Origin of the sequence: Sutcliffiella horikoshii, from assembly GCF_002157855.1 — a bacterium.
GTDB classification, from domain to species: Bacteria; Bacillota; Bacilli; order Bacillales; family Bacillaceae_I; genus Sutcliffiella_A; species Sutcliffiella_A horikoshii_C.
Map to the genome: position 1 here is coordinate 446,803 of NZ_CP020880.1, position 21,734 is coordinate 468,536.

Sequence of the window (21,734 nt, forward strand, 5' to 3'; positions counted from 1 at the left end):
GTTGTGGTAACATGGTAAAAAGAGGTTATATCAAAATAATATTCACTAGAAAAATCATACAAATGTGACAAAGATACAATCTCACAAAGAGTGGGTGATAAATCATGCATGAACAAGCATATAGATGGAAAAACAGAAAAATTCGAGAACAGGTTGCCGTGATTGATGGGAAACAGGCACCGACTTTAGTTTTAACAAATGCAACATACTTAAATGTGCAATTAAAAGCGTGGATGACGGCAAACATTTGGATCCATGAAGATCGAATAATCTATGTAGGGGACCAACTGCCGGCCAACACAGAGAACACGGAAATGGTCGACTGTACATCGCAATTCCTGGTTCCAGGTTACATCGAACCGCATGTGCATCCGTTTCAACTTTATAATCCCCTGTCCTTTGCGCAATATGCATCCAAATTGGGAACGACCACCTTCGTCAATGACAATTTGATGCTTACTTTGCAGATGACAAAAAAGAAAGCGTTTTCTTTTATAGAAGAAATGAACAAGTCAGCTGCGACGATGTATTGGTGGTGCCGATTTGATGCGCAGACAGAAATTAAAAATGAGGATGATATTTTCTCAACGCCCAATATAAAAAGTTGGTTGAATCATCCCCTTGTTATGCAGGGCGGAGAATTGACAAGCTGGCCGAAATTGATGGCAGGAGACGACTTGATCTTGCATTGGGTACAAGAAGCGAATGCACGCAAAAAGCCTGTAGAAGGCCATTTTCCAGGTGCTTCTGAAAAGACGCTGACTAAAATGCAGTTGCTTGGCATTCATAGTGACCATGAAGCGATGAATGGAGCAGATGTAATCAAACGGGTTTCACAAGGATATCACGCCTCTTTGCGCTATTCGTCCATCCGACCGGATCTACCGTTAATTTTAGAAGAGCTTGAGGCTTCAGGTGTTCATTATTATGACCAGACTTTTTTCAATACAGACGGCTCAACACCGAGCTTTTATGAAAGCGGTGTCATAGACCGGACCATCGCGATTGCCTTAGACAAAGGGGTGCCGGAAATAGAGGCATACCGAATGGGTTCTTATAATGCAGCCCGACATTTTTCAATGGATAAATTGCATGGAAGCATTGCTCCTGGCCGGATAGCAAACATCAACTTCCTGAAGGCAAAAGAAGAGCCGACCCCGGTTTCCGTGCTGTCAAAAGGGATGTGGGTGACAAGGGATAACGAGCCGGTCAAAGAGGCTTTCCCTGCCCAGAATTGGTCTTCGCTTGGCTTAGAGCCAATGAAACTCGGTTGGGACTTAAGCATGGATGACCTGCAATTTTCGATGGCACTTGGGATGGAAATGGTTAACGAAGTGATTATCAAGCCATATACTATCTCAGTGGATGTTTCAGGTGACAGCCTGTCCACTACCCATGATCAGTCGTATCTCATGCTGATCGACCGGAAAGGGAAATGGCGTGTGAACACGATTCTTAAAGGATTCGGGACACATGTTCAAGGGTTTGCGAGTTCCTACTCCAATACAGGGGATATCGTCCTGATCGGAAAAGACAAAAGCGCCATGATGAAAGCTTTCCAACATATGAAAGACTTAGGCGGAGGAATGGTGCTGGTGGAAGACGGAGAAGTCATTTGTGACATCCCATTACCGCTTGCAGGGGGATTGTCTGATTGTAGGATGGAGGAGTTGATGAAGCAGGAAACAGAACTGCGAAATCAGCTGTTTGAACGAGGCTACACCTTTAACGATCCGATCTATACATTGTTATTTTTATCATCCACACATCTTCCTTATATAAGAATAACACCTAGAGGAATATACGATGTAATGAATAAAACGGTACTCTTTCCGTCAATAATGCGTTAAAATATAAAAGTATGTAAAATTACTAAAGGTTGTGTTTATGTTAGGATGAGTAGTAATAAGATGTTGTTGTTGGCAAGCCTTATGCTTATGTTGGCAGGCTGTCAATCCAATAACGAAAAAAATGTTGATTCTAGTCAAGAGCAAAGTCAAGAGACCGCGGAGGTAGCGATAGAAGAGGAAGAACAGGTGGCGACAGAAGTTTCCGAACCGATGGAGCAAGAGCAAGCACCGTTCACTGGAGAAATGGTAGAGGAGAAAGTAGATGCCCGTCCGGTTGCGGTGATGGTGAATAATGATATTAAAGCAAGGCCACAGTCTGGTTTGCATCAAGCAGATGTAGTGTATGAAGTGCTGGCAGAAGGAGATATTACAAGGCTCCTTGCGATTTTTCACAGTGAAATGCCGGAAACTGTCGGCCCTGTCCGAAGTTCAAGAGCCTATTTTGTAGACCTGGCAAAAGCCTATGACGCTTTGTATGTGTTTCATGGCTGGAGTCCTGGTGCCAAAGAGAAGATTCAAGCTGGAGAAGTAGATGGAATAAACGGCTTGACCTATGACGGAACGCTTTTCAAACGAGCGAGTTTCCGAAAGGCGCCGCATAATTCCTACATCAGCTCAGAAAATATCCAAAAAGGCGCAGAACAGCTAAACTATGAAACACAAGCGGAAGTCCAACCTTTCACCTTTTTGAAAAAAGGACAGATCAACCCTTATGAAGGTACCGCTTTAGAACAAGTGAAAATCGAATACTCATCCAGACAGGCAACACATGTTGAATATAGATACGACGCTGAACGAAAAGCCTATGTCCGCTATAGCGGCGGCGTGAAGCACACGGACCTTGAAACAGAGGAAGAGATTGTGGCTCATAATGTTTTCTTAGTAGAAACGTCTCATCTTGTGGTCGATAAACAGGGAAGAAGAGAAATTGATATAACCTCAGGCGGCAACGGTGTGCTCATCCAACATGGAGAGCGTTTCGATGTCGAATGGAAATCGGTGGACGGCAAGATCCTTCCCTACAAAAATGGCGAACAGGTCCCACTTATCCCGGGTAAAACGTGGATTCAAATTATCCCAGATTTAGAAAAAGTCATTTACTAGTCTTAATTAGCAAAGGAGATATCAATCATGCAAATCAATAAACTACGTGGAAAAGAATTGGATCAACTTTTTGAATCTATTCTTTCTTTAAAAGATATGGAAGAGTGCTATCGATTTTTCGATGACCTCTGTACCATCAATGAAATCCAATCTTTGGCACAGCGCCTAGAGGTGGCAAGAATGCTGAGAGATGGTTTCACGTATCATAAAATCGAGACAGAAACTGGTGCAAGCACTGCGACGATCTCCCGTGTGAAGCGTTGCTTGAACTACGGTAACGACGCATATGAGATGGCGCTTGAGCGTATTGCAGAAGAAAAGAAAACAGAAGAAGTGTAAAGTGAAAAGGTGGCCCGCTGGAAGTGCAGTGGGCCACCTTTTTTGCATGGATGGAGCTCGGTTCTATCTGCTCGAACAATGGGAGGAAGCCCATGAAAAGTCTAATAGAAGGGCTCTATACGCCCGAACGGTGGAGAAACCCTTGAGAAAAGTCTAATAGACCGGTTTCTCTCAACTCCTCCTAACCACATAAACAAAAAAACCGCCTCTTTATTTAAGAAGCGGTCCCACCAAAAGTCTATTAACAAACCATGCATCACCGATAAAACGTCTCCTGGTTTGATTTTACTTGGTCGACTGTTTTAGTTGAAGCTGAAGGGTCAGCCGTTCTCCTTCTTCTTTTTCCGAAGTAATCCACAAGAGCACCGAACGCCAAGAGAATAGCAAAGCCGATAACAAACCATAGCCACATAGGCATGTTGGACACCTCCTTATCACATCATATTTTGAAACGATTGCGATATGCATCCATCTATCAAAAGACAACTATTTTCCTAAGCATTACTAAAGATGTTAGTTATCTAATTACCCTTTATACAAAAGGAATAACAGGTTGCATGCAAAATATAACTTTTGGTCTATCGGAAAAAGGTCGTAACTTCCAGTCGACAATCTCCGTTTCTCTTTTTCGTATTAGCCGGGATTTTGCTATAATAGGGGAATGGAAAATTAGAATGGGGGACGTTTGCAGTGTTAATGGAAATACGTGAGTGGAAGCACGTTTTTAAATTGGATCCTAATAAAGAGATATCGGACGAAGATTTAGAGCTTGTGTGCGAATCTGGCACAGATGCAATTCTAGTCGGAGGTACGGACGGGGTCACATTGGACAATGTGCTGAGTTTGATGAGCAGGGTGCGCAGATATTCCTTGCCATGTGCATTGGAGGTTTCCACCATCGAATCGGTCACACCGGGATTTGATTTTTATTTTATCCCAAGTGTGTTGAACAGCAGAAAGACAGAATGGGTCACAGACCTTCACATAGAAGCGCTAAAAGAGTACGGAGATATCATGAACTGGGAAGAGATCGTGGCAGAAGGGTACTGCATCCTTAATGCTGACTGCAAGGCTGCCAAGTTGACAGAAGCAAAAACAGACCTCGACAAAGAAGATGTTATCGCCTATGCAAGACTGGCGGAGAAGATGTTTAATCTGCCTATCTTTTACTTAGAATATAGTGGTACGTACGGGGACGTGGAAATGGTCCAGGCGGCAAAACAAACGTTAGAAAAAACGCAACTGTTCTACGGAGGCGGCATCTCCACAGCTGAACGCGCCAAAGAAATGGCAGTCCACGCCGACACCGTAATTGTCGGCAACGCCGTGTATGATAACTTAAAAGAAGCACTAAGAACAGTAGACGCTGTGAAAAATAAGTAGATTATGAAGAGCCATTTTAGTATGATAGAAAATAAGAACATATGTTTGTTGGGACGGTGAAAAAAATGCAATATTTAAGTCAAAGGCTTCTTGAGGGACTGAACCCCATGCAAAAAGAAGCAGTGAAAAAAATGGACGGACCCCTCCTCATCATGGCCGGAGCGGGAAGTGGAAAAACCAAGGTGCTCACGCATCGAATCGCCTACTTGATGGCCGAAAAACAGGTGGCGCCATGGAATATCCTTGCGATCACCTTTACAAATAAAGCTGCCCGCGAAATGAAAGAGCGTGTGGAAAAACTGCTCGGACCGGCTGCAGAAGACATCTGGATCTCCACATTCCACTCCATGTGTGTGCGAATCCTTCGCCGGGACATCGACCGCATCGGAATGAACCGCAATTTTACCATTCTTGATACGACCGATCAGCTGTCAGTCATCAAGAATATTTTAAAAGACCGCAATATCGATCCGAAAAAGTTCGAACCAAGAACCATCCTAGGTACCATCAGCTCTGCCAAAAACGAACTGATGAATCCAGAGCAATACGCAAAACAGCCACTTGGTCCTTATGAACAGCAGGTAGCGGAAATCTACACAGACTACCAAAAGAGGCTGAAAAAGAACCAGGCGCTTGATTTTGATGATCTAATTATGACGACCATCCATCTTTTTAAGCGTGTTCCAGAAGTGCTCGAGTACTATCAACGAAAGTTTCAATACATCCACGTGGATGAGTATCAGGATACAAACAGAGCGCAATATACCCTTGTTAATCTTTTAGCGGACCGCCTGAAGAACCTTTGTGTGGTAGGGGATTCTGATCAGTCCATCTATCGCTGGCGCGGAGCGGATATCGCCAATATCCTATCTTTTGAAAAGGACTATCCGAACGCGGAAGTCGTGTTGCTTGAACAGAATTACCGTTCTACAAAACGTATTCTAGAAGCGGCGAACCGAGTGATCGATAATAATATTGGCCGTAAAAAGAAGAACCTTTGGACGGAAAACGATGAAGGGCAAAAAATCATTCATTACCAAGCGGACTCCGAAAAGTCGGAAGCACAGTTTGTGGTTGGAAAAATGCGTGAACTCATGCGACAAAATCCATCACGCACGCTTGGTGACTTTGCGATTTTGTATCGTACAAACGCCCAGTCCCGTGTGATGGAGGAAATGCTCCTCATGTCCAACATCAATTACACAATCGTCGGTGGGACCAAGTTCTACGACAGAAAAGAAATCAAGGACATCCTGGCATATCTTCGTTTGATTGCCAATCCGGACGATGACATCAGCTTACAGCGTATCGTTAACGTACCAAAACGCGGTATCGGAGCAACAACCGTTGATAAGATTGCCAATTACGCGGCACAGCATGATATCTCCATCTACACGGCACTTGCTGAGGTAGACTTGATTGGCGTCAGTGGCCGTGCTACATCACAATTGAAAGAATTCCGTTCGTTAATTGAAGGGTATGTGCAAATGCAAGAGTACATCTCTGTGACGGAACTAGTGGAAGAGATTCTTGAAAAGTCAGGCTATCGTGAAATGCTGAAAGCCGACAAAACGATTGAATCCCAAAGCAGACTGGAAAACATCGATGAGTTCTTGTCTGTTACGAAGAATTTTGAAGAAAAATATGATGACAAGAGCTTGGTTGCTTTTCTTACCGACCTGGCGCTTGTTGCAGATATTGATAAATTGGACGAGGAAGATCCAGCACAGCAGGAAGGCGTTATTTTAATGACTCTCCATGCTGCAAAAGGACTCGAATTCCCTGTTGTATTTTTAATTGGAATGGAGGAAGGGGTATTCCCTCACAGCCGTTCGCTGTTTGAAGAAGCAGAGATGGAAGAGGAACGCCGCCTGGCTTACGTTGGAATCACACGTGCCGAAGAGCAGCTATTCATCACGAATGCACAGATGCGTACCCTGTTCGGCCGTACAAACATCAACCCGCCTTCCCGTTTTATAAAAGAAATACCGGAAGAATTACTAGAAAGCGAAGAAAACAAAGAAGCTGCATCCCGCCCAACGCCATTTGGTGGACGTGGGTCAAGTTTTGGAGGCGGTTCTGCGTCCCCGTTTGGAGGTAGTTCAGCTGCTGGAAGAGCACGGGCAGCAAGTCCTGCTTCCCAAACGGCACGCCGCACCACGGCACCATCCCGTGGCCTGACTGCAACGGGTGGAGAAAACTTGGATTGGATGGTAGGAGACAAAGCGGAACATAAAAAATGGGGAGTCGGCACCGTTGTCAGTGTCAAAGGAGACGGAGACAGCAAGGAGCTCGACATCGCCTTCCCAAGTCCAACAGGCATCAAACGCCTCTTGGCCAAATTTGCCCCTGTGACGAAGGTTCAATAATAGATCACACAACCGCCAAAAAAGAAAGGACGACATTGCATGGAAAGAGAACAAGCTGAAAAACGGGTTCTCGAGCTGCATGATGTGCTGAACCAATATAATTATGAATATCATGTGCTGGACAAACCGTCTGTTTCAGATGCCGAATACGACTCTCTTTTACAAGAGCTATTAACGCTGGAAAAGGAGCATCCAGAACTGCAAGCAGAAGACTCTCCAACTCAGCGTGTGGGAGGGAATATTCTTGAGATGTTCAACAAGGTCGAGCACCGTACGCCGATGCTCAGCCTTGGCAATGCCTTCAACGAAGACGACTTGCGTGACTTTGACCGCCGAGTGAAACAGGCTGTAGGCGACGATGTGACATATGTGTGCGAGCTGAAAATTGACGGTCTTGCCGTTTCATTGCGCTATGAGGATGGCCTGTTCGTTCTTGGTGCCACTCGTGGGGATGGAACAGAAGGTGAGGACGTCACCATGAACCTCAAAACAATAAAATCCATTCCTTTGCGTTTAAAAGAACCGGTAACGATGGAGGTTCGCGGCGAAGCATATATGCCGAAGAACTCCTTTGAAAAGCTAAACGCGGCAAAAATGGAGCGCGAAGAAGAGCCGTTTGCCAACCCGCGTAATGCGGCGGCAGGTTCTATTCGTCAGCTTAATCCGAAGATTGCTGCATCCCGTAACTTGTCCGTGTACGTATATAGTCTTGCGGATGCAGGAGAAGCAGGTGTGGATTCCCACAGCGAGGCGTTAGATTACCTCGATAAGCTCGGCTTTAAAACAAATACGGAAAGAAAAGTGTGCACATCCATCGAAGAAGTTTTGGAATATGTCACAGCTTGGCACACAAAACGCCCGGATCTGTCGTATGATATAGACGGTATCGTTATTAAAGTGGATAACACCGAACACCAAGAACAGCTAGGTTTTACGGCAAAAAGTCCAAGATGGGCCATTGCGTACAAATTTCCGGCAGAAGAAGTGACCACTAAGCTTCTTGATATTGAATTAAATATTGGCCGTACAGGTGTGGTGACACCAACGGCTATCCTTGAACCTGTGCGTGTAGCTGGCACGACGGTCCAACGCGCGTCCTTACATAATGAAGACCTCATCCGTGAAAAGGACATCAAGCTTGGTGATACCGTTATCGTTAAAAAGGCTGGAGATATCATTCCTGAAGTGGTGAATGTACTTGTAGAGCAGCGAACTGGTGAAGAGCGTGATTTTACAATGCCGACACACTGCCCGGAATGTGAGAGCGAACTAGTCCGTATTGAAGGGGAAGTGGCGTTGCGCTGCATCAACCCGAAATGTCCGGCACAAATTCGTGAGGGATTGATTCACTTTGTATCTCGTAACGCCATGAATATTGATGGTCTTGGTGAAAAGGTAATTGCCCAACTTTTCCGTGAGAATTTGATCGAAGACGTGGCAGATCTTTATAAATTAACAAAAGAACAGCTTCTAGAACTTGAGCGAATGGGTGAGAAGTCTGCGGATAACTTGATTTCTGCTATTGAAAAAACGAAGGAAAACTCGTTGGAGCGCCTTCTGTTTGGACTAGGAATCCGACTGGTCGGAGCGAAAGCAGCCAAAACATTGGCACAGGAATTTGATCATATGGACAAACTTGCAAGCTTATCGAAAGAAGAGCTGACGGCGATTCACGAGATCGGCGACAAGATGGCAGACTCCATTGTCACTTATTTTGAACAGCCGGAAGTGGAAGAACTACTTGCAGAGCTGAAAGAACTTGGTGTTAACATGGCCTATAAAGGGCCAAAACCTGTAAGCGCGGAAGACGTTGATTCTTATTTTGCAGGAAAAACGATCGTCCTAACAGGGAAACTGGAAGAGATGTCACGAAATGACGCGAAGGCGGCCATTGAGCAGCTTGGCGGAAAAGTGACGGGAAGCGTCAGCAAGAACACGCACCTAGTTATTGCTGGAGAAGAGGCCGGCTCGAAGCTTACGAAGGCCCAGGAGCTTGGAATAGAAGTTTGGAACGAAGCACAAATGCTTAAGGAAATACAATCATAAGAGGTGTTGGAAGTGAAAAGGTTTTTGTCGTTGCTCCTTGTTGTTTCTCTTTTTGCCACCGGATGTGTGCCAGGCTTCGAGAAGCAGGAAGAAGTGGTACAAGATCCAGCGCAGCAGGAAAACACGGAACAAGCTATTGTTCCTAGATATAAAATATCAGATGACTATTATCAAACAATCCTTCCTTACAAGCCAGGGGAAACCCGCGGCCAAATCGCCCCGCGCCTAAACAGCCGGGTCGATGTGGAAGAATTGGAAACCGGACTGATGAGAATGGCGCAGGAGGTATTCCCCTCTGACAGCTACTTGTATCAGGAAGGGCAATATATAAAGCGTGACACGATAAAAAGCTGGTTGGGACGGGTAGATCCTGAAGATGAGGAAAAGCCTGGGTTAAATCCCCCGTTGATTCGCGGAGTGGATACGGAAGATACGAATGAGAAAAGTCCCATCTATCTTGCACATATTCAAGAACAAAACTATCTTGTCCGCAAGGGTGAAGATCAGGTGGAACTAGGCGGTGTTTCCATTGGAATCGCCTTGAACTCTGTTCATTATTATAATCTGACAGATGAAGAAGGCGGCTATCCGAGGGAATATGTGATTCCAGATGACGAACTGGAAGCTGAAGGGAAAAAAATAGCGGAAGAAGTTATCAGAAGAGTCCGTGGCATGGAAGGGCTAGAGAATGTTCCGATTATCATTGGATTGTATAAACAAAGTCCAGCCAATGCCGTTGTCCCTGGAAGTTTTATCGCAAAAGCGAATGTTGCAAAAGGCGATAACTCGATTGGGAAATGGGACGCTGTAAACGAAGAATATCACCTTTTCCCAAACAGTGATACCACAGAACTATATCGTGATGACGCTGTCCGATTTGAGAATTTTAAGCTTGATATTGACGATTATTTTCCAAACCATACAGGTGTAATCGGAAAAGGTTATTACCGTGATGGTGAACTTCAACAGCTTTCGATTGAAGTGAATATGGAGTTTAACGGAAAAGCCGAGTTGATCGGTTTCACCCAGTATGTAACGGGACTGGTGGTGGAGCACTTCCCGAATTATATCAATCTACAAGTATCCATTTCTTCCATCAGCGGAGAAGAAGCGTTGATTGTAAGGGATGCCGGATCCGAAAAACCGTTTGTTCATATCTATTAATTTTGTCAGAACCTACTATTCTTTATGGGATAGTGGGTTTTTTTGTACTGGGAAGGTTTGGGGACGGCTGATTGTGATATTTTCAGAGGTTATTGTAACTTTTTTTGGAGTTATTGTAACTTTTTCAAAGGTGATTGTGACTTTTTTGGACCTTATTGTAACTTTTGCAAAAAACATATCCGTCTCACGTCTGACGCACCATTCCAGTCCCTCCATTATTTTCTTCCTATTAGAATATAAACAATATTTGAAAGACTAGTAATGATAAGGTAGAATGAGAATTGTATGCAAGCGCTTTAGAATGCAAAGGAGGGCGAATGTAATGGTATTACCTTACAAACATGAACCATTTACTGATTTCACTAATGAGGAAAACAAGCAAGCTTATCTTGAAGGCTTGAAATTGGTGGACTCTTATTTAGGACAAGATTACGACTTAATTATTGGTGGAGAGCGTGTTACGACAGAAGATAAAATCGTATCCGTGAACCCTGCAAATAAAGAAGAGGTTGTTGGTCGTGTGTCAAAGGCGGATCGTGACTTGGCTGAAAAAGCAATGCAAGTTGCAGACGAAACGTTTAAAACGTGGCGTAAAGTGAAGCCAGAAGTAAGAGCAGACATCTTGTTCCGTGCGGCAGCAATCATTCGCCGTCGTAAGCACGAATTCTCTGCACTTTTAACAAAAGAAGCAGGGAAGCCTTGGAATGAAGCAGATGCTGATACAGCGGAAGCAATTGATTTCCTTGAGTACTATGCGCGTCAAATGCTGAAATTGAAAGACGGTATGCCTTTAGAGAGCCGCGTTGGCGAATATAACCGTTATAACTATATTCCACTAGGTGTAGGTGTCATCATCTCTCCTTGGAACTTCCCATTTGCAATCATGGCTGGTACAGCAGTAGCGGCGATTGTAACGGGTAACACTGTACTATTGAAGCCTGCATCTACAACTCCGGTTGTTGCAGCTAAGTTTGTAGAAGTAATGGAAGAGGCTGGACTTCCTGCTGGTGTACTTAACTTTGTACCAGGTAGCGGCGCAGAAGTAGGGGACTACCTTGTAGACCACCCACGCACTCGTTTCATTTCTTTCACAGGATCTCGTGACGTTGGTTTACGAATCTATGAGCGTGCTTCTAAAGTGAACCCTGGCCAAATCTGGCTGAAGCGTGTAATCGCTGAAATGGGTGGAAAAGATACGATTGTGGTAGACAGCGAGGGCGACCTTGAGTTGGCAGCACAATCCATCGTAAAATCTGCATTCGGTTTCTCCGGTCAAAAATGTTCTGCGTGCTCCCGTGCGGTAATCGTGGAAGATGTGTATGACCAAGTATTGAACCGTGCAGTTGAACTGACAAAAGAATTGACAGTTGGCGACCCAACAGAAAACCACTACATGGGACCTGTTATCGACCAAGCTGCATTTGATAAAGTAATGAAATATGTTGCTATTGGAAAAGAAGAAGGACGCATCCTTGCAGGTGGAGAAGGAGACAACTCCAAAGGATTCTTCGTTCAGCCGACAATCGTTGCGGACGTAGACCCAGAAGCTCGCCTGATGAAAGAAGAGATCTTCGGACCAGTTGTAGCATTCGCAAAAGCAAAAGACTACAATCATGCGCTTGAAATTGCGAACAACACAGAGTATGGCTTGACTGGAGCGGTTATCACAAACAACCGCGAAAAAATCGAGCAGGCTCGTGAAGACTTCCACGTAGGTAACCTTTACTTCAACCGTGGATGCACAGGTGCCATCGTTGGATACCAACCATTCGGCGGATTCAACATGTCTGGAACGGACTCCAAAGCGGGCGGTCCTGACTACCTATTGCTTCACTTACAAGCAAAAACAACATCTGAAACTTTGTAATAATTTTAATAGAAGGAAGCTGATGCCTATTTGGGTGTCAGCTTCTTTTTTTGGTTAAAATGCTACTTTTTTACATATTTTCCACACGAACATTTCATACTAACAAATGTGTTCAAATATAGAATGAAAAGGAGATATAAAATGAAGAAATTCCTTAGTATTTTAACGGTGTTGCTGTTTGTATTAGGTGGAATGAGCAACTTGGCTGCAGCGAATGGAAACAACAAGCAAGATGCACAAGTCCGTATCCTGCATGCATCTCCTGACGCTCCGGCTGTGGACATCTATGTGGATGGAAATGCAGCGGTAGAGGGTGCGAAATTTAAGGATGCTACTGATTACTTAATGCTTCCTGCAGGTCCACATAAAGTGGAAGTTTTTCCTGCTGGGAAAAAAGATCAGCCAGTTATTGCTCAGCAACTTGAAGTAGAAGGTGGCAAAGCATACACGGTAGCGGCTGTTAATAAGCTTGCGAACCTTGAAATGATTGCTGTGGAAGACACTAGAAAAGCACCTAAAGGAAAAGCGTTCACACGCGTTGGTCACCTTTCTCCAGATGCTCCACAGGTGGATGTAGGAGTAATTAAAGGGGACACGGTCTTCAGTGAACTATCTTTTAAAGACATTTCCGTTTATCAGGAACTTGAGCCGGGAACATACGATTTAGAAATCAGAACACCTGATAAAAAACAAGTTCTAGACCTATCTGGAACAAAGCTTGAAAAAGATACAGTGTACAGTGTTTTTGCAGTAAATACAGCTGACAAATTAGAAGTGATTGTGTTGGTGGATAGCGAGAAGTAAAAAAAAGAGAACCCGTCCAAATGAACGGGTTCTCTTTTGTATGAATTAATCTACTTTATTTGTTTCTGTTTCCATTGTTTCTTCCATTTCCGTAAAGCCTTCACGTACTTTTTTACGTGGGAAGTTTGTAATATAACTTACAACTATTACGGCAATCGTACTTAGGATGAATCCTGGAATAATTTCATATAAGAAATCAGTCAGCGGTTCGCCGTTAATGGTGAATGGACCATAGATCCAAATTAATACTGTGATGGTACCAACTAGCATACCTGCAAGTGCACCCCAACGGTTCATGCGTTTCCAGTAAAGACTTAAGATTATCACTGGACCAAATGCAGCACCAAATCCTGCCCATGCGTTACCAACCAGGTTAAGGATTGTGTCGTTTGGTGTCAAGGAAAGCATGATTGCTACGATTGCAACAATCAATACGGAGATACGTCCGATTAGGACAAGTTCTTTATCTGACGCTTCACGGCGTAAAAATGTTTTATAAAAGTCTTCTGTCAGCGCACTTGATGTAACAAGTAGCTGAGAAGAAATGGTACTCATGATAGCTGCCAAGATTGCTGCAAGTAAAAATCCACTAATAAGTGGGTTGAACAAGAATTGAGAGAAAACAATAAAGATTGTTTCTGAATCAGCTAATTCCATTCCTGTACGGTTAACGTATGCGATCCCAACTAATCCAGTTGCCATCGCACCGATGATAGAAACGATCATCCAGCTCATTCCGATACGACGAGCAGCTTTGAAATCACGGATCGACTTAATTGCCATAAATCGAACGATGATATGAGGCTGTCCAAAGTAACCAAGTCCCCAAGCAAGTAAGGAGATAATTCCAAGTACTGTTGTCCCTTTAAACATATCTAAGTATGTTGGATCTATGGAACGTACTTCATCAAGTGTTACACCGACACCACCTAAATCAGTAAAAGCAACAACTGGCACTAATACTAAGGCAATAAGCATGATGACACCTTGAACAAAGTCCGTTAAACTAACTGCCAAGAATCCTCCAAACAATGTATAAGCTACTACGACACCAGCTGTTACGAATAAGCCGGTTTTGTAGTCTAATCCAAATGCACTGTCAAAAAGTGTACCACCGGAAACTAAACCAGAGGATGTATAGAGTGTGAAGAAAATGATGATAACTATAGCTGATACGAAGCGTAAAATTCGAGTTCCATCATAAAAACGGTTTTCAAAGAAATCTGGGATTGTTATGGAGTCATTCGCAGTTTCTGTATAAACTCTTAAACGAGGTGCAACGACCAAATAGTTTACATATGCTCCTATTGTAAGTCCGATAGCGATCCACATGCTAGATACACCGGATGCATACATGGCACCAGGTAAACCCATTAGCATCCAGCCACTCATATCAGATGCCCCGGCAGATAGTGCAGTTACTCCAGGTCCTAATTGACGTCCACCAAGCATATAGCCTGAAATATCGTCGGTAGATGTTTTATAGGCATATAAACCTATTCCTAGCATGGCGATAAAATAAAGTGCTAGGGAAATAAATACTCCTGTTTCCACAATATCAACTCCTGAATTATCTTTAATTTGTTTGTACATCAGCAATTTCGGCGCCCCAAATTGCTCTCATAACGGTTACGAGTATTTAAGCTAACAAAGTATTTCCCTTAATTCAAGCGATTAAAACCTTTTTCAATAGGAAGAAAAACACGCTACCCCTTGATACAATGGGGATACTTCCCACTTGACAATTAATTAAAGTAAAACTATTCAGAATTATCAAACACGTAATATTGCTGTAATATTTGCAACCATATTTACCATCACTCTACCCAGAATGCCCACTTATTTTTCCTCAAAAAAACCGAAACATACCACACCCAAAACAAAAACGATTATAGAGAGGAGAGAGAGGGTTTCTTTAGTGCACTAACGCATTGAGGGTCCCCCCCTCTTTACCCAACTAAAGAAATTTCCGCCAATATCCCGTGAGAATTGCTTGTGGGGGTTAAAGTTTAGTATGATAGGGGTATTGTGCAAGTTCGATTTTTTGTGGAGGTGAAAGAGGATGTCACGTATTTCGGAGGATCAGGTGAAGCATGTGGCGCATTTGGCCCGTCTTGCGATCAGCGAGGATGAGGCAGTTATGTTCACAAGTCAATTAGATGCAATTATTTCATTCGCGGAGAAGCTGAATGAATTAGATACAGAAAATGTTCAACCAACTTCTCATGTTCTACATATGAAGAATGTCATGAGGGAAGATGTGGCGAAAGACGGCCTTCCGGTGGATGAGGTATTGAAAAATGCTCCAGACCACAAAAACGGCCAGATTCGCGTACCAAGCATTATCGAATAGGAAGAGTGAAGAGTAAGGAGGGAACCCCCATGTCATTGTTTGATAAAAAGCTATCGGAATTACATAGCCTTTTACATAAAAAAGAAATCAGCGTTTCTGACCTTGTTGATACTTCCTACAAACGTATCAACGAAGTCGACGATAAAGTACAAGCATTCTTGACACTTGATGAAGAGAATGCCCGCAAATATGCAAAAGTCCTTGACCAAGCGTTAGGACTGGAAAAAGATCATGGCCTATTATTCGGCCTTCCAATCGGTGTTAAAGATAACATCGTCACTAAAGGCATCCGCACAACAGCTGCGAGTAAAATCCTTGGTGACTTTAATCCAATCTACAATGCAACAGTGGTTGAAAAGCTGAACCAAGCGGAATCTGTCACCATCGGAAAAATTAACATGGACGAGTTTGCCATGGGATCTTCCAATGAAAACTCAGCCTTCGCTGCAACGAAAAACCCATGGGACCTTGAACGTGTTCCAGGTGGATCAAGCGGTGGATCTGCAGCGGCAGTAGCAGCAGGGGAAGTATTTTTCTCCCTGGGCTCTGATACAGGTGGATCAATCCGTCAACCTGCAGCATTTTGTGGCGTCGTCGGCCTGAAACCTACTTATGGACGCGTTTCCCGTTACGGTTTGATTGCTTTTGCATCATCGCTTGATCAAATCGGACCAATTACGCGCACGGTAGAAGACAATGCCTACCTTTTACAAGCGATCTCTGGACTTGATCCAATGGATTCAACATCTGCAAACGCCGACGTACCGGACTTCCTTTCTAGCTTGACAGGTGATATTAAAGGACTGAAGATCGGTGTGCCAAAAGAATATCTGGCAGAAGGTGTGAGCGAAGAGGTGCGCAAGTCTGTTAAAGATGCACTGAAAGTATTAGAAGGACTCGGCGCAACATGGGAAGAAGTGTCCCTGCCGCACTCCCAATATGCTTTGGCAACTTACTATCTATTGTCATCATCAGAAGCATCCGCGAACCTTGCTCGCTTTGACGGTGTTCGCTATGGCTACCGCACGGACAATGCGAAGAACCTGATTGACATGTACAAGCAGACGCGCAGTGAAGGTTTCGGACCTGAAGTGAAGCGACGTATCATGCTTGGTACATACGCACTGAGCGCAGGACACTATGATGCTTATTATGTAAAAGCACAAAAGGTTCGTACGCTGATTAAGCAGGATTTTGAAGACGTTTTTGAAAAATATGATGTCATAATCGGACCAACTACGCCGACTCCGGCATTTAAAGTGGGCGAAAACACAAAAGATCCACTCACGATGTATGCAAATGATATCCTGACCATCCCTGTCAACCTTGCCGGCGTACCGGGAATCTCTGTACCAGCAGGCTTTGTGGACGGACTGCCAGTAGGCTTGCAGATCATCGGAAATCATTTTGACGAGAGCACCATTTATCGCGTTGCCCATGCGTATGAGCAGGCAACCGACCATCATAAAAAGAAGCCACAGCTGTAAGGGGTGAAAAATAGACATGAATTTTGAAACGATTATTGGCCTTGAAGTACACGTAGAATTGAAAACAAAATCTAAAATTTTCTCGGCAAGTCCAAACGAATTCGGCGCAGAACCGAACTCCAACACGAGTGTTGTGGAACTTGGCTATCCGGGAACCTTGCCTGTCCTGAACAAACAGGCGGTGGAATACGCAATGAAGGCAGCGATGGCCCTGAACTGTGAAGTCGCAACAGACACGAAATTTGACCGTAAGAATTACTTTTACCCGGACAACCCGAAGGCTTACCAGATCTCTCAACATGACAAACCGATTGGGGAAAACGGCTGGATTGATATTGAAGTAAACGGAGAGAAGAAGCGCATTGGTATCACGCGCCTTCACTTAGAAGAAGATGCAGGAAAACTTATGCACACAGGCGACGGCTATTCCCTTGTCGACTATAACCGCCAAGGAACACCGCTTGTGGAAATCGTATCCGAACCAGATATTCGCACTCCGGAAGAAGCGTATGCTTACCTGGAAAAGTTGAAATCCATCATCCAATATACCGGCGTTTCCGATTGTAAAATGGAAGAAGGGTCGTTGCGCTGTGATGCGAACATTTCCTTGCGTCCAGTCGGCCAAGAGGAATTTGGAACAAAAGCGGAACTGAAAAACCTGAACTCCTTTAACTTTGTCCAAAAAGGGCTGGAGCATGAAGTGGTTCGTCAGGAGCAGGTTCTTTTAGCTGGCGGAGTGATTGAACAGGAAACACGCCGTTATGACGAAGCGACGAAAAAGACGATTCTGATGCGTGTTAAAGAAGGATCTGACGACTACCGTTACTTCCCGGAGCCGGATCTTGTAGCGCTTCATATTGATGATGACTGGAAAGAGCGCGTTCGCGCAGACATTCCTACTCTTCCAGATGAGCGCAAAAAGCGTTATGTAGAAGAGCTTGGCCTTCCTGCATACGACGCTCAAGTTCTGACCATCACGAAAGAAATGTCCGATTTCTTTGACGGGACTGTTGAAGCTGGAGCTGACGCGAAGTTAGCTTCCAACTGGCTGATGGGCGAAGTGTCAGCTTACTTGAACGCCGAAAATAAAGAACTTGATGATACAGCTTTGACTCCAGAAGGGCTTGCAGGCATGATCAAGCTTCTTGAAAAAGGCACGATTTCATCCAAAATTGCCAAGAAAGTTTTCAAAGAACTAATCGAAAACGGCGGCGATGCAGAGAAAATCGTCAAAGAAAAAGGCCTTGTCCAAATCTCGGACGAAGGCACCCTTCGTAAAATGGTCGGTGAAACATTGGATGCAAATCCTAAATCGGTCCAGGACTACAAAGAAGGAACAGAACGCGCCATCGGCTTCCTTGTCGGCCAAATCATGAAAGCTTCCAAAGGCCAAGCCAACCCGCAAATGGTGAACAAGATCTTGATTGAGGAAATTAAGAAGCGATAAGTAATATAAGTAGAACCCCAACACAGGATGTCGGGGTTCTGTTTTTTTATGGGTGGTTTGTGTCGGTTTGTGTCGAATAGCGGTTATTCACGCTGACTTCGCGGATAAAATGAAAAGTTCGCGGATAAAATGAAAACATCGCGGTTAAACAAAAAATATCGCGGATATATATACAATATCGCGGATAACGCGTACTCTCCCATCCTATCCAAACCTAAAACTCCCTAACATCCCCCATATATTCCTCAAAAGTAAGCCCCTTCGTATAAATCTCCCCAGCAACATCCACACCAACATACCTAAAGTGCCACGGCTCGAACGCATAACCCGTAATATTCGTTTTCCCTTTCGGATAGCGCAAAATAAAACCATAATGATGGGCATTCGCAGCAAGCCACTTGCCCTCAGCTGTCCCCTCAAATGCCTCCACTAGCTCAAGCCCCACACTCTTCGCGGTAATGTCCATCGCAAGCCCAGTCTGATGCTCGCTTGTCCCAGGCAGTGCCACATAGAGGACCGCCTGCTCATAACCGAATGTTGCTACCTCATTTTTAAAAATAGCCTCCTGTGTTTCATAAGAACGGAAGCCAGACCGCGCATAAAGCTCGATGCCCTCACCCTTTGCGACATTGAACATAATCTCTAACGACTCAGCCGCTTCTGCACGCAATTTGGAGCGGTCGCTGTTTTCATCGCCAAAAGAAAACAGCACATTTGGCTTGATCAAGTCAGCTGGGCGGTAACCTTCCGGAAGCGACCAGAATTTGTTGACCATGACATTCATCGCGCCGGGGTTGGCGACAACTGGAATCGCTTCAGGCTCCGCTGATTCCTCAGGCTCTTCAGTTTTTTCCTCCTCTGCCGGTTCCGCAGGTTCCTCCTCGTTCGCAGGATCTTCCGTATCGTCTTCCGCCGCAGCCACATCGTCGCCATCGTCCGGTTCTTTTTCAAAAAACACATTCCAATCCATATCGTAATCTGCCATTTGCGGTACCGCCGTTTTAGTGGCGTGCTGAGTACCGATCAACACTTCTTTTTCATCTAATAAACTTTCAAAACCCGTACAACCAGCCAGCAAACTCAGGCCCACGCCGCAAATAATTCCTTTTTTTAGCATAAGTAATAGTTTTCCCCTTTTATATGGTTTATGATGGAATAGGTAAAAGTTTGTAAATTCCTACTATTATTTTACACCTATCATTGTCCTAGAAAAAGGTAGAAAAATAGAAATATTTTTGAAACCTTTAGGAGATTTGACCCGTATATAATAGCGGAAGGAAGTTTTGGAAAGGGGATCAGGATTCCAAAGGTGGTTGCCTTCAATACAACAGGAAAGGAAACGATGGCTTATGACGATGTTTGGAATGGACATGATGACACTCTACTTCTGGTGTCTCATCATATTTGGCGGCTTGACGCTGATTTACGTTTTATTGTCTGACGTAGTGGACGGAATATTCGATGCGTTCCCTATTGATCCAGCTCTTATCTTTTCATTTTTTACCGTGTTTGGAGCAACGGGCTATCTAGTCGAAAAATATTCGCCACTATCAGGGTTGCTGGTGTTGGCCATTGCCACCGTCCTTGCACTTCTACTAGTCATACTGCTTCACGTCTTTGTTTTTGTACCAATCAGGTCCGCAGATTCTTCACTCGGTTACACAGACGATGACTTAAAAGGAAAGCTTGCACGAGTCATCATCTCGGTTCCGAAAGACGGGTTTGGGGAAGTGGTACTAAGCATCGGAGGAAGCACCGTTTCGCGATCTGCACAGAGCTTCGAAAATGAAGAAATCCCTTACGATACGGAAGTCCTGATCATCGACGTCCAAACTGGAGTGGTCTCTGTCACTCCATACGAAAAGGTATTAGAAAACTATAATAAATAGGGGGAAGAGAAGATGGGAATGGAATTAATAATTGTCATAGGTGCCGTTGTTGCATTAATTTTCGTACTGATTGTCGTGTTCATCGCGCGCTACAAAACTGTCGGTCCTGATGAAGCGTTAATTATCACAGGAAGCTACCTTGGTGGCAAAAATGTTCATACAGACGAAGCCGGTAACAAAATCAAGATTGTACGAGGTGGCGGTGCATTCATCGTGCCGGTATTCCAACAATCAGAGCCATTAAGCTTACTATCTATTAAACTAGATGTAAAAACGCCGGAAGTGTATACAGAGCAAGGTGTACCGGTTATGGCAGACGGGACAGCCATCATCAAGATCGGCAATTCCATCGGGGATATCGCAACAGCTGCCGAGCAATTTTTAGGAAAAAGAAAAGAGGACCTGGAAAACGAAGCACGTGAAGTATTAGAGGGTCACCTTCGTTCTATCTTAGGTTCTATGACAGTAGAAGAAATCTACAAAAACCGTGAGAAATTCTCTCAAGAAGTACAACGTGTTGCATCCCAGGATTTAGCGAAAATGGGATTGGTCATCGTATCCTTCACCATCCGCGACATCCGTGACAGCAATGGATACTTAGAATCTCTTGGTAAACCACGTATCGCGCAAGTAAAGCGTGACGCAGACATTGCAACAGCTGAAGCGGATAAAGAAACACGTATCAAGCGTGCCGAAGCGGCTAAAGACGCACAACGCGCTGAGCTTGAGCGTGCGACGGAAATCGCAGAAGCGGAAAAAACCAACCAAATGAAGGTTGCCGAGTACCGCCGCGAACAAGACATCGCAAAAGCACGTGCTGACCAAGCGTACCATCTTGAAGAAGCACGCGCGAAACAAGAAGTTACCGAGCAACAAATGCAGATCCAAATCATCGAGCGTCAAAAGCAAATTGAGCTTGAGGAAAAAGAGATCCTGCGTCGTGAGCGTCAATACGACTCTGAAGTAAAGAAAAAAGCCGATGCAGACCGTTACGCTGTTGAGCAGGCTGCATCTGCAGATAAGATGAAACAAATGGCTGAAGCAGATGCAAACAAATACCGCATCGAAGCAATGGCCAAAGCGGAAGCGGAAAAAGTCCGTATCGACGGTCTTGCGATTGCCGATGCACAAAGAGCACAAGGGGAATCCGAAGCAGAAGTTATCCGCCTGAAAGGTCTTGCAGAAGCGGAAGCGAAAGAAAAGATCGCAGAAGCATTCGAGCAATTCGGTCAAGCGGCTATTCTAGACATGATCATCAAAATGCTTCCTGAATACGCGAAGCAAGTTGCAGCTCCACTTGGCAACATCGACAAAATCACGGTTGTGGACACTGGCGGAAGCGGGGAAAACAGCGGTGCCAACAAAGTGACCGGTTATGCAACAAACCTGATGTCCACGCTTCAAGAGTCTTTAAAAGCGTCATCAGGAATTGATGTAAAGGAATTAATCGAAAACTTCTCCGGTAAAGCAAATGTTCGACACAGCATTGATAGCTTAACGAGCGAAATCGCTACAAGCAAAAAGAGCGAAGAGAAGAAGACAGAAGAATAATTAAGAGTTTGGTGCCTCCATCTGCAATTGCTACTCACGATAAGTGGTAGTGCGGGTGGGGGCATTGTTTTCGGAAGCAGT

Annotated in this window: 17 protein-coding genes; 14 read left to right on the forward strand and 3 right to left on the reverse strand. The window is 44.4% G+C overall.

The window, feature by feature from the left end:
* Positions 1 to 104: 104 nt before the first annotated feature.
* The 3 genes from B4U37_RS02355 to B4U37_RS02365 are packed head-to-tail and all read left to right on the forward strand — an operon-like array spanning position 105 to position 3,293.
* Positions 105 to 1,850: an adenine deaminase C-terminal domain-containing protein gene (locus B4U37_RS02355; RefSeq protein WP_088016895.1), complete on the forward strand. Its 1,746-nt coding sequence runs from the start codon at positions 105 to 107 to the stop codon at positions 1,848 to 1,850.
* Positions 1,851 to 1,895: 45 nt separating this feature from the next.
* The gene (locus B4U37_RS02360; protein WP_245840036.1) at positions 1,896 to 2,954 is read left to right on the forward strand and encodes a DUF3048 domain-containing protein; all 1,059 of its coding nucleotides are present in this window, start codon (positions 1,896 to 1,898) and stop codon (positions 2,952 to 2,954) included.
* A 27-nt stretch (positions 2,955 to 2,981) separates the two neighbouring features.
* Positions 2,982 to 3,293: a YerC/YecD family TrpR-related protein gene (locus B4U37_RS02365; RefSeq protein WP_010191832.1), complete on the forward strand. Its 312-nt coding sequence runs from the start codon at positions 2,982 to 2,984 to the stop codon at positions 3,291 to 3,293.
* A gap of 256 nt (positions 3,294 to 3,549) precedes the next feature.
* On the opposite strand, the gene B4U37_RS21770 is transcribed toward B4U37_RS02365, so the two are convergent.
* Positions 3,550 to 3,711, reverse strand: a complete 162-nt coding sequence (locus tag B4U37_RS21770; RefSeq protein WP_157663684.1) for a hypothetical protein — start codon at positions 3,709 to 3,711, stop codon at positions 3,550 to 3,552.
* Between the two features lie 278 nt (positions 3,712 to 3,989).
* Here B4U37_RS21770 and pcrB point away from each other — a divergent pair, with 278 nt between their 5' ends.
* From pcrB to B4U37_RS02400, 6 genes are all read left to right on the forward strand, one after another.
* Complete coding sequence (pcrB, locus tag B4U37_RS02370) at positions 3,990 to 4,676, forward strand: heptaprenylglyceryl phosphate synthase (RefSeq protein WP_088020096.1); 687 nt, start codon at positions 3,990 to 3,992, stop codon at positions 4,674 to 4,676.
* 65 nt (positions 4,677 to 4,741) lie between these two features.
* Positions 4,742 to 7,045, forward strand: a complete 2,304-nt coding sequence (gene pcrA, locus B4U37_RS02375) for a DNA helicase PcrA (protein WP_088020097.1) — start codon at positions 4,742 to 4,744, stop codon at positions 7,043 to 7,045.
* Positions 7,046 to 7,084: 39 nt separating this feature from the next.
* Positions 7,085 to 9,091: an NAD-dependent DNA ligase LigA gene (gene ligA, locus B4U37_RS02380; protein WP_088016897.1), complete on the forward strand. Its 2,007-nt coding sequence runs from the start codon at positions 7,085 to 7,087 to the stop codon at positions 9,089 to 9,091.
* Positions 9,092 to 9,103: 12 nt separating this feature from the next.
* The gene (locus B4U37_RS02385) at positions 9,104 to 10,255 is read left to right on the forward strand and encodes a CamS family sex pheromone protein (protein ID WP_088016898.1); all 1,152 of its coding nucleotides are present in this window, start codon (positions 9,104 to 9,106) and stop codon (positions 10,253 to 10,255) included.
* Positions 10,256 to 10,577: 322 nt separating this feature from the next.
* Positions 10,578 to 12,122 (forward strand): L-glutamate gamma-semialdehyde dehydrogenase, encoded by a 1,545-nt coding sequence (gene pruA / locus B4U37_RS02395; protein WP_088016900.1) that lies wholly within the window; start codon positions 10,578 to 10,580, stop codon positions 12,120 to 12,122.
* Positions 12,123 to 12,263: 141 nt separating this feature from the next.
* Positions 12,264 to 12,926 carry a DUF4397 domain-containing protein gene (locus tag B4U37_RS02400; protein WP_088016901.1) on the forward strand — a complete coding sequence of 221 codons (663 nt, stop codon included), beginning with the start codon at positions 12,264 to 12,266 and terminating at the stop codon, positions 12,924 to 12,926.
* Between the two features lie 45 nt (positions 12,927 to 12,971).
* Here B4U37_RS02400 and putP read toward each other — a convergent pair whose 3' ends face one another.
* Positions 12,972 to 14,480 carry a sodium/proline symporter PutP gene (gene putP / locus B4U37_RS02405; RefSeq protein ID WP_088020098.1) on the reverse strand — a complete coding sequence of 503 codons (1,509 nt, stop codon included), beginning with the start codon at positions 14,478 to 14,480 and terminating at the stop codon, positions 12,972 to 12,974.
* Positions 14,481 to 14,988: 508 nt separating this feature from the next.
* Between putP and gatC the strand changes: the two genes are divergently transcribed.
* From gatC to gatB, 3 genes are read left to right on the forward strand one after another with little or no spacing between them, the layout of a single operon-like run.
* Positions 14,989 to 15,279 carry an Asp-tRNA(Asn)/Glu-tRNA(Gln) amidotransferase subunit GatC gene (gene gatC / locus B4U37_RS02410; protein ID WP_088016902.1) on the forward strand — a complete coding sequence of 97 codons (291 nt, stop codon included), beginning with the start codon at positions 14,989 to 14,991 and terminating at the stop codon, positions 15,277 to 15,279.
* Between the two features lie 29 nt (positions 15,280 to 15,308).
* On the forward strand, positions 15,309 to 16,766 hold the full coding sequence (gene gatA, locus B4U37_RS02415; RefSeq protein WP_088016903.1) for an Asp-tRNA(Asn)/Glu-tRNA(Gln) amidotransferase subunit GatA: 1,458 nt from the start codon (positions 15,309 to 15,311) through the stop codon (positions 16,764 to 16,766).
* Positions 16,767 to 16,782: 16 nt separating this feature from the next.
* Positions 16,783 to 18,213 (forward strand): Asp-tRNA(Asn)/Glu-tRNA(Gln) amidotransferase subunit GatB, encoded by a 1,431-nt coding sequence (gatB, locus tag B4U37_RS02420; protein ID WP_088016904.1) that lies wholly within the window; start codon positions 16,783 to 16,785, stop codon positions 18,211 to 18,213.
* Positions 18,214 to 18,427: 214 nt separating this feature from the next.
* Here the strand turns inward: gatB and B4U37_RS02425 are convergent, their stop codons facing one another.
* Positions 18,428 to 19,303, reverse strand: a complete 876-nt coding sequence (locus B4U37_RS02425) for a M15 family metallopeptidase (protein ID WP_245840037.1) — start codon at positions 19,301 to 19,303, stop codon at positions 18,428 to 18,430.
* 223 nt (positions 19,304 to 19,526) lie between these two features.
* Here B4U37_RS02425 and B4U37_RS02430 point away from each other — a divergent pair, with 223 nt between their 5' ends.
* Complete coding sequence (locus tag B4U37_RS02430) at positions 19,527 to 20,102, forward strand: NfeD family membrane protein (protein ID WP_245840038.1); 576 nt, start codon at positions 19,527 to 19,529, stop codon at positions 20,100 to 20,102.
* Positions 20,103 to 20,114: 12 nt separating this feature from the next.
* Positions 20,115 to 21,653: a flotillin lipid rafts scaffold protein FloT gene (locus tag B4U37_RS02435; RefSeq protein ID WP_088016906.1), complete on the forward strand. Its 1,539-nt coding sequence runs from the start codon at positions 20,115 to 20,117 to the stop codon at positions 21,651 to 21,653.
* The last annotated feature ends 81 nt before the right edge of the window (positions 21,654 to 21,734 follow it).

Bases quoted from the DNA above. Each gene is read 5' to 3' on its own strand.
- B4U37_RS02355 (WP_088016895.1), top strand. From the start codon at position 105: ATGCATGAACAAGCATATAGATGGAAAAACAGAAAAATTCGAGAACAG.
- B4U37_RS02360 (WP_245840036.1), top strand. From the start codon at position 1,896: ATGAGTAGTAATAAGATGTTGTTGTTGGCAAGCCTTATGCTTATGTTG.
- B4U37_RS02365 (WP_010191832.1), top strand. From the start codon at position 2,982: ATGCAAATCAATAAACTACGTGGAAAAGAATTGGATCAACTTTTTGAA.
- B4U37_RS21770 (WP_157663684.1), bottom strand. From the start codon at position 3,711: ATGCCTATGTGGCTATGGTTTGTTATCGGCTTTGCTATTCTCTTGGCG.
- pcrB (WP_088020096.1), top strand. From the start codon at position 3,990: ATGGAAATACGTGAGTGGAAGCACGTTTTTAAATTGGATCCTAATAAA.
- pcrA (WP_088020097.1), top strand. From the start codon at position 4,742: ATGCAATATTTAAGTCAAAGGCTTCTTGAGGGACTGAACCCCATGCAA.
- ligA (WP_088016897.1), top strand. From the start codon at position 7,085: ATGGAAAGAGAACAAGCTGAAAAACGGGTTCTCGAGCTGCATGATGTG.
- pruA (WP_088016900.1), top strand. From the start codon at position 10,578: ATGGTATTACCTTACAAACATGAACCATTTACTGATTTCACTAATGAG.
- B4U37_RS02400 (WP_088016901.1), top strand. From the start codon at position 12,264: ATGAAGAAATTCCTTAGTATTTTAACGGTGTTGCTGTTTGTATTAGGT.
- gatC (WP_088016902.1), top strand. From the start codon at position 14,989: ATGTCACGTATTTCGGAGGATCAGGTGAAGCATGTGGCGCATTTGGCC.
- gatA (WP_088016903.1), top strand. From the start codon at position 15,309: ATGTCATTGTTTGATAAAAAGCTATCGGAATTACATAGCCTTTTACAT.
- gatB (WP_088016904.1), top strand. From the start codon at position 16,783: ATGAATTTTGAAACGATTATTGGCCTTGAAGTACACGTAGAATTGAAA.
- B4U37_RS02435 (WP_088016906.1), top strand. From the start codon at position 20,115: ATGGGAATGGAATTAATAATTGTCATAGGTGCCGTTGTTGCATTAATT.